This is a genomic window from Limnothrix sp. PR1529, from assembly GCF_002742025.1.
Lineage (GTDB): Bacteria > Cyanobacteriota > Cyanobacteriia > CACIAM-69d > CACIAM-69d > CACIAM-69d.
In genome coordinates this window covers 54,341-66,035 of sequence record NZ_LIRO01000096.1, presented here as the reverse complement: position 1 = coordinate 66,035, position 11,695 = coordinate 54,341, and the positions used below count along the sequence as shown (strand labels likewise).

Annotated in this window: 9 protein-coding genes; 6 read left to right on the top strand and 3 right to left on the bottom strand. The window is 50.8% G+C overall.

Going from position 1 to position 11,695, the window contains the following annotated elements; translation table 11 throughout:
• The first annotated feature begins 123 nt into the window (after nt 1-123).
• The 3 genes from AMR42_RS13760 to AMR42_RS13750 all read left to right on the top strand — a co-directional run bounded on the left by AMR42_RS13760 (nt 124) and on the right by AMR42_RS13750 (nt 2,770).
• Complete coding sequence (locus AMR42_RS13760; RefSeq protein WP_199858186.1) at nt 124-741, top strand: LysE family translocator; 618 nt, start codon at nt 124-126, stop codon at nt 739-741.
• Between the two features lie 432 nt (nt 742-1,173).
• Nucleotides 1,174-2,097 (top strand): tyrosine-type recombinase/integrase, encoded by a 924-nt coding sequence (locus AMR42_RS13755; RefSeq protein ID WP_099534233.1) that lies wholly within the window; start codon nt 1,174-1,176, stop codon nt 2,095-2,097.
• Nucleotides 2,098-2,224: 127 nt separating this feature from the next.
• Complete coding sequence (locus AMR42_RS13750; RefSeq protein ID WP_143473098.1) at nt 2,225-2,770, top strand: hypothetical protein; 546 nt, start codon at nt 2,225-2,227, stop codon at nt 2,768-2,770.
• Between the two features lie 18 nt (nt 2,771-2,788).
• Here AMR42_RS13750 and AMR42_RS13745 read toward each other — a convergent pair whose 3' ends face one another.
• Complete coding sequence (locus AMR42_RS13745) at nt 2,789-4,612, bottom strand: hypothetical protein (RefSeq protein ID WP_099534231.1); 1,824 nt, start codon at nt 4,610-4,612, stop codon at nt 2,789-2,791.
• Between the two features lie 11 nt (nt 4,613-4,623).
• Nucleotides 4,624-4,863, bottom strand: coding sequence for a 2TM domain-containing protein (locus AMR42_RS13740; RefSeq protein ID WP_099534230.1), 240 nt, complete (start codon nt 4,861-4,863; stop codon nt 4,624-4,626).
• Between the two features lie 209 nt (nt 4,864-5,072).
• Here AMR42_RS13740 and AMR42_RS13735 point away from each other — a divergent pair, with 209 nt between their 5' ends.
• The 3 genes from AMR42_RS13735 to AMR42_RS13725 all read left to right on the top strand — a co-directional run bounded on the left by AMR42_RS13735 (nt 5,073) and on the right by AMR42_RS13725 (nt 10,768).
• Nucleotides 5,073-5,720, top strand: coding sequence for a hypothetical protein (locus tag AMR42_RS13735; RefSeq protein WP_099534229.1), 648 nt, complete (start codon nt 5,073-5,075; stop codon nt 5,718-5,720).
• 128 nt (nt 5,721-5,848) lie between these two features.
• Nucleotides 5,849-8,581, top strand: coding sequence for a CHAT domain-containing tetratricopeptide repeat protein (locus tag AMR42_RS13730; RefSeq protein ID WP_099534228.1), 2,733 nt, complete (start codon nt 5,849-5,851; stop codon nt 8,579-8,581).
• 240 nt (nt 8,582-8,821) lie between these two features.
• A complete protein-coding gene (locus AMR42_RS13725) occupies nt 8,822-10,768 on the top strand; it encodes a HEAT repeat domain-containing protein (RefSeq protein ID WP_143473097.1) in 1,947 nt (648 codons plus the stop codon).
• A gap of 767 nt (nt 10,769-11,535) precedes the next feature.
• Here the strand turns inward: AMR42_RS13725 and AMR42_RS20575 are convergent.
• Nucleotides 11,536-11,694, bottom strand: coding sequence for a hypothetical protein (locus AMR42_RS20575; RefSeq protein WP_158234484.1), 159 nt, complete (start codon nt 11,692-11,694; stop codon nt 11,536-11,538).
• Nucleotide 11,695: the final 1 nt, after the last annotated feature.

Here is an 11,695-nt window from a genome sequence, read left to right as displayed (position 1 = left end):
ATTTATTAATTTAGAATTTTATTAAACAGATTTAATCACTAAATTAATTTTTAAATTTGCTCAACAAGTCTGGTGCTTTAAATGAATCTTGAATGGACTAACTTATTTGCACTCTTTGGGGCAATGACAATCCTAGCCATATTACCCAGCGTTAGCGTGTTCACAGTGGTGGCGGCAGCGGCTCAAGGGGGATTCCGGCCAGGTGTTTGGACAACGCTGGGCATTGTTTTAGGGGATTTATTGTTGATTTTGCTGGCGGTTTTTGGGTTGACTCTGTTGGTTGAATCGCTAGGCAGTGCTTTCGCCATCATTCGGTATTTGGGCGGCGCTTATTTGGTGACGATCGGCTATTTATTGTGGCGTTCAACGGGGCGATCGCCTATTGGTCATGAATCCTTGAGTAAGACGGAGGAATTGGAACCCACTAAAACCATTTCTGTGCAGCCATCCAACTGGGGGCATTTCATCACCGGCTTAGCGATTACTTTGGGTGATCAAAAGGCTGTTTTGTTTTATTTAGGGTTCTTGCCAGCATTTGTTAATTTGAAGCAATTGACAACCTTGGATATTCTAATTTTGATGGTAATTGCGGCGTTGGCAGTGGGTGGCGTTAAATTGGGATATGCCTATCTGGCAAGTCGTGCGAGGTTGCGTTTTGGTCAACGGCTAGGGGTGATGATGAATCGGGTGGCGGCGGTGATCATGATTGTGGTGGGATTGGTGGTCATTTTTCGATCATAGTTTCAACCACCTGGGAGCAAGGGGCTTAGGGCCTATCGTCATTTCCATCGACGTAGGGGTTGGGTCTCCCAACCCTAACCCGGGTGATCGCTACAACCCCGTTCACCCCTGACAATACCCAAGGATCACGGGAACTTATTTTCATCGATCAATCGAATGATTTGAGTGATCATCACTCAGATTAGCAGCAGATCAATTTTGGCTTTTTCGATATCCTAGATACAGCCTTTACCTAAAATAATTGGCACGCCATATCACAGATACCATGAAGCAACGGCTCGGTAGGCATTGCCCACCCTACGGGCTACTATGCTTAGTAATCGAGATAAGGGCTGTATTTGCTTAAAACTCGGTTGCTACAGGCTTTGAGAATTTAAACTTCTTTTCAAACAATTATGATGATTATGAAATAGGTTCTGGGGAGAAGGTTTCATGGCGAAATTGGGCGGCACTTCTCGAAAATCGATCGGCTCACGGCCTGAAGCCGATCGGGTCAATCGCCCTGATTTGCCCCTTTCACCGGCCCATGAGCGGCTCCTGGCCCTGTGGCTCCATGGCAAAAGCCGCCACACCCGTCGCTATTACCAGCGGGAGGCCCTGCGGTTTTTGGCTTTTGTGGATTGCCCGATCGAGCAGGTGAGCGCCATTGATGTGCAGGGGTTTTTGGATGAGTTGGAGCGCGATCGACTGGCTCCGAGCAGCATGGGCCGTTCGATCGCGGCAATTAAATCCCTGCTGCGGTTTGCGCATCAAATGGGCCTGGCTCCCGACAATCCGGCGGTGGCTTTTAAAGTCCCCAGCACGAAAGACACTCTTTCGGAGCGGATTTTAAGTGAAGCTCAGGTGCAAGAAATGCTGGCGGCAGAACCCCAGCCCCGAAATCGATTAATGTTGCGATTGCTCTACGCGGCCGGGGTGCGGGCTAGTGAGCTTTGTGGACTGTGTTGGCGAGATTTGCAACCCCGAGGGGATGGGGGCCAAGTGACGGTCTATGGCAAGGGCAACAAAACCCGCGCGGTGTTGCTGCCGCCAACCCTTTGGCAAGAACTCCAGGCCTATCGCGAGTCGATCGAGCCGTTGCCCCATCGCCAAGACCCGATCTTTCGGAGCCGCAAGGGGGGGCATCTGGATCCCTCGCAACTGATGCGAATTGTGCGATCGGCGGCCCAGCGCGTGGGCATTGAGGCCAATGTTTCGCCTCACTGGTTGCGCCACGCCCACGCCAGCCACAGCCTCGATCGGGGCGCGCCGATTCACCTGGTGCAAGCCACCCTGGGCCATGCCAGCATTGCCACCACGGGCCGCTATCTCCATGCCCGCCCCCAGGACAGTTCCGGGCGCTATCTGGATCTTTAAGGAGCTGGCAAAGCAGTTAGCAAATGAGTTAGCAACAGCATTCTGCAAAATTCTGCAAAATTCCTGTCCATTGCATCCTTTCGGGAACCCGTGGCAAGATGGGGCTGATCTTTGGAGCCATTAGCCTGTGACTCGTGGGCGGCCGTCTGAGCAGCGATCGAGCACGATGCAAGACTGCGATCGATTAGGAGCAAAGCAAATGAAGACCACCACTTGGGCTACTGTGATCGGCTCGGTGATCGCCGCCACGGTTTTGAGCGTGGGCCCCGCCCTGGCCCAGTCGGCTGACTATGGCGATCGGGTCATTGTGCCGGGGCCAAACGACCCCTTGGGCAGCGGCACGGTACAAACCGGCACGCCCGGCAGTCGTTCATCGGCCGCCATTCCGATCACCACCATTCCCCAAGCCTTTGACGCAACGTTTTATCGCCACAACCCCCCAACCCAAACCGATCAAACGATTTGGGGACAGTTGCAGGTCATCCTAGGGCTGCCGTTCCCCGAAAAGGGCACTAATGCCGACAGTCGCAACATCAGCCGCTTGTATTACGAAGTGCTGCAACGCCAAAGTCTGTCGGATCCCTGGATTCGGACACAGGACTTGCCGAACCCTTACAACGGGTCGCTGCTGCAAATGCAACGATCGACCGGCGACGGCCAAAGTTCGCCCTAGGTTCGGTCACTAAATCGGTCACTCAACCCGATCGCCCTGCCACTGTTCCAACACCCGCATCAACTGCTGGCTCACCTCGGCCGCGTAGGCTCGACTATCCAGGCAGCGCGGCGGCTGGGCCAAGGCTCGGGTCAGGTGCTGGCGAATTGATTGCCGCAGGGCTGAATCCGCCGCCAAACGCCCCGCCAGAGCCAGGTAATCTGCCTCTGAGCGGGCAACCCAATCTCCCAAACCCACATCGCGCAAAATGGCAGCCCCTTGGCGCGATCGAAACCAGTCACTTTCGCGGGCCACCACCGGCAACCCCACCTCGATCGCATCCACAATGGAATTCGCCCCACCAAAGGGAAACGAATCGAGATAGATATCAGCCAGTTGCAACACCGCTTTCACATCGGCGCGGCTGGGCAGTTGGTCAAACACAATGGCTCGATCGGGATTGACTCCGTGGGCGGCCAAAGTTTCCCGCAAGCGCCGCCAAAATTGCACCTTGGGATAGTTGCGCTTCCAACTGGCTCCAAAGGGACAAAGCAAGAGATAACTATCAGGAAACTGGGCCAGCAGTTTCGCCCAAGTTTCCCGTTGTTCGGGGATGGTTTTATATAAATTGGCTCCCGAAACAAAGGCGATCGCCCCCTCAGAAATCCCCACACTGGCCCGATCGATGACTAATCGTGGTTCGGCGGCTTCCAAGGAATAGTCAAAACAGTGGGCCGGCCCCGACACACAGAGCAATTTTTCCTGATAATGGGCGGCGGCGCTGGTGGTTTCCGTAAGCTGACCCGACAGGTAGTAATCCATATGGGTCATGCCGCTGGTGACGGGGGAAGAAACGGAATGGATCTGCACCCGCGCCAACCGATGGGCCCCAATCATCAACACCCGATGTAGGGAATTGGTGACGATTGTGGCCACCAACAGCAAATCCAAATCATCTTGCCGAATTCGGGCCACCTGTTGTTTTAAATCGCCCACCAGCGGCACAATCGCATCTCCCGATCGGCGTTTTTGATAGGCATCCAGTAGATCTGGATCGCGATCAATGACATACAAAATCACTTCAAACCGATCGCGATCGAGCCATTCAAACACCGGAAAGGTTGTGAAGGTTTCCGGATGAGATAAATAATTGGTTTTCAGAATTCCGAGTCGAATTTTGGGGCGATCGGGCGGTCGGGGTGCAAAGTCATATTCCAATTGATGGCCCGCCAACCGCAGGGAAAATTCCAAAATCGCGGCCCGTTTGGCAAAGGTCGATCGCAAGTTTCGATCGCAAAAATAAAGCGGGACAAGGTTCGCCAAATTACTAAACGTCAGGGCGATTTTTTGCCATTGTGCCGATTGTGGATAGCGGAAAATTTGTTCATGTAAATAGTCCACCAGGGCGATGGTGAAGTTGGCATAGCGATCGACCTCGCCCAATTCTCGAAAAAAGCAGGGAAAAGCCAAGCAATAGTCAAAAAAGGGTTCGATCGCCCAAGGCGGCAGTTGCAACCCATGCAGATCGGGCAACCAGGTTTCGGCCCGTTGATAGAGGGCGATCGCCCAAACCGCTTGGAGGCGGGGAGCTGGCCAAGTGGCGGCCAATTCCCGCTCGATCGGCTCCAGCCACTGGCGTTCCTCGGGGGTCAAGGCTTCATAGCGCAAGTTGCAATCCCAAAGGGCCGCTTGGGCGGCGCGGCCGGTTTCCCATTGGGTCGCCATGGCTGCGTCCGGCGTGGCCAGCCACTGTTCCGCCAATTGACGACGCAGATCCCGCAATTGGGCCAGGGGTTCCGGCGCAAAGGGCTGACGATCCCAATGATCCAGGACTTGTTCGATCGCCTCTAGCAGCGCAGTCATGGGCAACCCATCTAAGCGGAATAGTCCGCGATCGCGAAGATATAAACCCCATGGAGGGTCAAGGCTCCCAACCAGCCCAGGGTGACCCAAACGGCCCAAGGATCACTCGCCCGGTTCAGGGTTTCAAAAAACCACAGACCCGAGTTACTGGCGGCAAAAATCGCCACGTGGGTCGCAAAGGTCATCCGATCGTCAAGTTTGCGATATTCAGGATCGGCGCGATCGGGTTCACGGGGCCAACGGGGAGGCATAGGACAGTTACCGGGTTGCGATTTGGGACGGAAAACCGGTTCTCATTCTGCCATGGTCTGCCGGGGCGATCGCGGTTGGGGTGAATCAACGGTCGGCTGTAACTGGTTGAGGGGGCGATCGCCTGGCGGCATCAGGACTGTTCTCACCACTGCCCAAACCTGGATGATGGAATGATGGTTGGTGCAAGGGGTCGATCGAGGTTTGGACAATGAAGCAATCCAAGAAACAAAACAAGAAACAAAACAAGAAACAAAACTTCTCAAGTTTCACGCTCTCTCAGGCCTATCAACATTTAGGGTTGGTGATGCTCAAGCCTTGGGCGATTGATTTTGTGCCGAAGGAACCGAGCCAATTTTTTCTGCAACGGCTTGATCGACTGCAACAAACGTTTGATCTCCGTGCCTATGAAAAGTCTAAGGAGTTGTTGATTGATGCGGTTTGTGAGGAAGCACTTTACCCTAATTCGGCGCTGAAAATTTGGAAGGGAGCCGCCCTCAGCAGTGATGATCTGACGGGCAATGTGGATTATTTAATGACCGATCGCAAGGATTATCTTGATCGCCCCTATCTCTGCATTGTGGAGGCGAAGAAGGATGATTTTGAGCAGGGGTTGGCGCAATGTTTGGTGGAGATGGCGGCTTGCCTGTGGAACAATCGCCAGGTGGGTCAAGAAATTCCGGTGTTTGGCATTGTGACTAATGGTGAAACTTGGCGGTTTTATCGCTTAGATCCGGATCAACAGGTTTATGAATCTGCTCCCTACGCGATCGGGAGTTGGCCGATCGTTTTGGGTTGTTTGCATCGGGTTTTTCAGTGGTGTTTGGCTCACAGTCAGGGGGCGATCGGGGAGGGTTGATGGTCGAAATCCTTGAGGCGGAATGGGCCCAAACAATAACTATTTGACCGATCGACCCAGGCCAAGCGTAATCCAATCTACGAGGCTATGGTGGGTGGCAAGGCGATCCAGTGCGGGGGAAATGGGCTATGCGTGGACTCTGGTTGGGCGGGTTGGTGTGGCTGCTGGGCGCAACTGCTGCGATCGCCCTGCTCCAGCCGGTTCGATCGGCACAACCCGCCCAGTCACCTACGGATTTGCCCTCCAAACCAGCGGCCGATCGGCTGTTGCAACAGGGAATTCAACAATACCGAACCGGTCAGTTTCGGGCGGCCCTTCAGTCCTGGGAAGCCGCCCTTCAGATTTATCGCGCCCTTCGGTCTCAGAGCGGGGAAGCAGCGGCCCTCGGTAATTTGGGCAATGCCTATAATGCTTTGGGTCAATACCAGCGCGCCATTGAATATCACGAGCAGTCCCTAGCGCTCGATCGCCAACGGGGCAATCTCCAGGGAGTCGCCCAGTCAATCCATAACCTGGGCAACGTTTATCAATCCCTCGGAGACTATCAGCGCACCATTACCTATTACGAACAATCCCTGGCGATCGAGCGTCAACTGAGCAATCAATCCGGTCTGGCCGATTCCCTCGGCAGTTTGGGCAATGTCTATAACCGTTTGGGACAATATCAACGCGCCATTACCTATTACGAACAAGCCCTAGAAATTGACCGCGCTATCAGAAATCAACGAGGAATTTCTGCAACTCTGGGAAGTTTGGGATTAGCCTACCAATCCTTGGGAAGCTATCAGCGTGCCCTTGATTATTATGATCAATCGTTAGTCCTCAATCGCCAATTGAGTGATCGCCAGGGAGAAGCGATCTCGCTCGGTAGTCTTGGCACTATTTACAATCTACTGGGTCAATATCAGCGATCGATCAATTATCAAGAACAAGCCCTGGCGATTAAGCGCGAAATTGGCGATCGCAATGGAGAAGCTATTTCTCTGAGTAATCTTGGTCAAATTTACAATTCTCTCGGTCAGCAGCAACGATCGATTGATTATCAAGAACAAGCCCTGGCGATTAAGCGCGAAATTGGTGATCGCAACGGAGAAGCCATTTCTCTAAATCATTTAGGCAATGTCTATAACAATTTGGGTCAGCATCAGCAAGCAATTAATTATTACGAGCAAGCTTTAGCCATTCAGCGGGCGATCGGCAATCGAGAAAGTGAAGCCGTGGTTTTGAGCAGTTTGGGCAACAGTTACCACGACCTCGGGCAATATCAACGCGCCATTACCTATCACGAACAATCCTTAGCGATTAAACGCAAAATTGGCAACCAAGCAGGAGCCGCTTACTCCCTGACTGTCCTCGGAATGGCTTACCACGCCCTTAATCAGTATCAGCGTGCCATTGAATATTACGAACAGTCCTTGGCGATCGCCCGCTCCATTGGCGATCGCGAGGTGGCAGCCATGACATTCAGTAATCTTGGTCTTGCCAATTTCTATACCAATCGCTTGGCAGAATCCGCCAAAGCGTTGCAGTCCAGCTTGGATCTGTTGGAAGCAATTCAAGCTGATTTGGGCCAGAACGATCGCGATCGCACCTCGCTGCTGGAAACCCAACAAAATGTTTATCAAGCTTTGCAACGAACCTTGATCGCCATGAATCAAACGACTGAAGCGGTTGTCGTTGCCGATCGCGGTCGGGCCCGATCGCTGTTGTCTTTTTTGCAATCCAATTCCACATCCCAAAATTCATCCCTGACGGCTGCTGAAATGCAGTCGATCGCCCAACAGCAAAAGGGCACAATTATTCACTATTCCGCCGTTTGGGGAGAGCTATATATTTGGGTGATTCCACCTCAGGGGGCGATCTCCTTTCGGAAAGTTCCCTTACCCGAATCCGCAAAAGGTCTGGGTCAAACGGCTGAAGCTTTGCGAAACAGTGCGGTTACCCTGCGGTTAATCAGTATGCGGGGCAATGATCAAGGCCTGAGTGATCTTGCTAATCAATTACGAGGAACGGGCAACGAACGGATCACTGAAAATCCCACGGATTTACGACAAGGCTATGACCTGTTGATCAAGCCGATCGCTGATTTATTACCCACAGAAACGGGCCGCAAATTGATCATCATTCCCCACCGTGAATTGGCGGTGGTTCCCTTTGCGGCCCTGCGGGATGAGTCGGGCAAATTTTTGATCGATCGCCACACTCTGGCCTTTGCGCCTTCGGTGTCGGTGTTGGCGGAAGCGGCCCGCCGTCCCCAAACCAGCAACGGCCCGGCACTGGTTGTGGGAAATCCCAATCCGATGCCGGACAATTTGAACCCGTTGCAGGGCGCAGAGGCGGAGGCCCGGGCGATCGCCCAAACTCTGAATGCTACGCCTTTAATTAGGGCCCAAGCCACTGAATCGAAGGTGAAAGAACGGATCGATCGCGCGGGTCTGCTGCACTTTGCGACCCATGGGGTTGTGCCCAGAACGGTCGATGGCGGGTTGGAAAGTTGGTTGGCCCTGGTTCCCGGCGGCAATGAGGACGGGCGATTGACGATCGCGGAAATCTTCGATCGCAATTTGCAAGCGCGGCTGGCGGTGCTGAGTGCTTGCGACACGGGCCGAGGAACCGTCAGCGGTGAAGGGGTGATCGGTTTGGCACGGGCGTTTCTCAAGGCCGGTGTGCCGACGGTGGTGGCGAGTCTCTGGAAAGTGCCGGACGAACCCACAGCGCTGATGATGCAGGCGTTCTATGCAGAACGAGCAGCGGGCAGTGATCCGGCGGTGGCGTTGCGATCGGCCATGTTGCAGGTGCGGGAGCAATATCCCGGGCCCCAAAACTGGGCGGCCTTCGTGGCGATCGGGGATACGAACTAACCCTGAATCATTGCCACAGCATCAGTTATGACGGTGGAGGCATGATCGTTGGAATTGGCTCGCGATCGAATCTTCGGTAGTGCCGTAATTTAGTAATGATGAGCTAATGAAAGTCTTATGGTGAAAGCGATCTGTCACAGAAAATCATCACCTCACAGGCACTACCTACCTTTTTACTGATTGTTGTGGTGACTCACGGAAAATTCGTTTATCATCTGATGTAGATTTTGGCCCTGGTCTATGGATTCGTCGCTAGATCTGCGATCGGTTACGCCTGCTGAGTTGGTGAAAACCTACATCAACAATGCGGCTGATCTGCTGAAGCTATGCGATCTACGCGCTTCAGGAACGGATGATCCACTTCTGCTACCGGGTGATAGGATTGAGCTATTTGTTGCGATGGCGATCGACCGCCCTCAAGTGGCGTTTTTTGCATTTTTGGAAATCTTGAAAAGTGATGCTGATTCGACTTATCGAGCCTTAGCATTGCGCGGATTAGGTCAGATTGTCCACCCAGAGACGTTACAAGAAATTCAGTCTTGTGAGACAGAGGATACACAAGAACTGGTGCAGATATTGGCGAGTGAACTGCTGGGTAAGGGGCCGTACAGCAACGATTTGACTCGCTGGGCAGCGGCGGATGCAATCATAAACTTGAAGTATCCAAACAGCATCTTACGAAACACATTTTTTGGAGGGCTGACGGAAAGCCCGGATCGACTTCAACGAGAAATTACGGCTCAACGGCTGGTACAAAAAGACAGAGTGCAGCGTTTTGACTCGCAAAAGCAACATACAGTTGAGTACGAGCGTTACTTGGACTTCTGGACGTTTGGCCCGGCTGAAAGGTTGTTTTCGGAAGCCAAGCTTGAACCGATTGATGTTAGTTTGCTAATTGGAGATTTGTCTTGGCTGGGGTTAGAACTAGCTTTTAAAGCCAGTGGCGCTGCTGTCACCGCTACTTATGCAAAGTTTTTAGATTATTGTAAGCGCTATTGCTATCAAAAAGAAGACAATAGACTACTGCTACAATCACCACGATTTTTTGTCGATAAAATCTCAAATTCAGAGCGCATAAATGCGATTGAAACAATTGCCAAAATCTCTAATCAAAAGGTCTCTAATCAGGAAGAGCCTACAATAAGCTTTCTCAAGGCACAAATAAAAGCAGCAACATCTTCTGATATCGAAAATTGGCTAGAGACTATTGAAAATGATCTAAAAAGCTATGCAATTTTGGAGACTCGTCTTACAGAAATAATAAGATTTGAGTCACTAAATCAGTGTGTTCGTCAGGACTTACATCGTAATCAAAATATAGTCCGAAATGAAATTATATTACGTATGCTATCAGCTCTTCATCAGGCTAGTCCTCTCAACAATTGGACAGAAGCCGACCTATTATCAAGCACAGACTCAGATTTTTCAGAGTTAATAGAAGACTTAAAAATTAGATCTGACCGGTACTATAAACTCAAAGAGGATATATTGGCTGGCTTGCGCCATATGTTTCATAATTCAACTACTGATGTCCAGTCAAGTTTGCAAAGGCTGACTGTGTCTTTTCAATCGCGGAGAAACTCTGAACTGAGTCAATTAGATCTCCTCAAAAAAACTCGCGATAAGTTACTCAGTTACAACTCTCAGGCTGAGAAGACAATTAATGTCTTGCTATGCGCTATAGATGATCTCGAAAATCTGGAAAGTTCTATTGCCTATAACAGGATGTTGAATGATGACTACATCCAGGCTTTTGTAAAAACTTGGACAGATCCTGGCATGAGCTATATTGCCCAAGACGAAACCCTACTTTCTGTGACGCATGAACTACGACAATTAAGTGAAGTCGCCGACGATATGTCAAAGCATATTCAGTATGAAATTGACTTGATCGATAAGTCTATTGAAAAACTTGAAAAAAGCAACCCATCTAATGAAGAAATCAAACCATTTTTAGTATGGACACTGATGGTTGTAGCTTTTTTATTCTTCACATCATTTCTTGCAATTGTAGGTGTTGTAGTGGTAATTATGCCTATTATTTACGTTGTCATCCGAATCGCGATTCACTTCGCTTCTTTGCAGTGGGATAAAAAGATCAAAAATCATGAGAACAACCGAATGTATTATCAAAGGCTAAAAGATAAGATTGATTATGAGGCTTCAGCATGTAAAAGACTTGTATAATACGATCAAATCAATATATTGTCATTCAGCACATGGCCGTCCCTGGCAACGTGATATTTTCTTGCAAAAAATAATCTTTTGTAAGAAGACATTGTTGACTACGCATCCAATTTTTCTCCCCTTACATTATTACCCAGTAGCTGGCACTATCCAGTACGCCTAGTAACGGCTTATGAATAAAAGCTTAATAGCTGTCAGGGTGTTACCGCATAAGAACGAAACATTAATTCTGTTGAATTATTCACGAACAGACTGTACCTATGCCTAATAGTCTCAGGAATATTATTGAGAGTTCATTGTTTACATTTCATGTGTGGTTTGATTCTCGTAGATCACCACAACTCAATCATCATGCATTAGATAATCAACTAACTCCAGAAGTTATAATTTACCTTCAAGAGTTGCCACTGCATGACAGTCCTCCACCCAATCCTCAAGAGTGGGCAAAAGCTGTCACCGAAATTCAGTGGGATGACGATCAACACCTTGACTGTACCCATCGGCTCTACCGTCCCCCCAGCTTCACCCCCACCCATCGCTGGAACTTAGATAACCTCCTCGCACAGGTTGATCGCCTCCGAGGTCAAGTGCTTGTTGAAATCACCAGCCAAGTCGTTCTTAACCAAAGCGATCGCCCCTGGAATCAAGCCCTGCACCAAGCAATCGATCGCCTCCAGAAACTAGACTCCGACCAACGCACCCCCTACGCTGAAACCCTAAGCCTTTATCAAAACTTAGTCAGAAATCGACCCGCCAAACTTTATGAATTAAGCGTTCGCGCCTTCAGCGAACACCCCGCCGATACGCTCCATCTGCTCACGGCCTGGACTGACACGGCCCTGAGTGGCGATCGCCCCGCCATCAAACTTTACGAAGCCCACGATCCCCGCTTTGCCGAACATCTCCGCACCTTTGCCGATCGCCAAC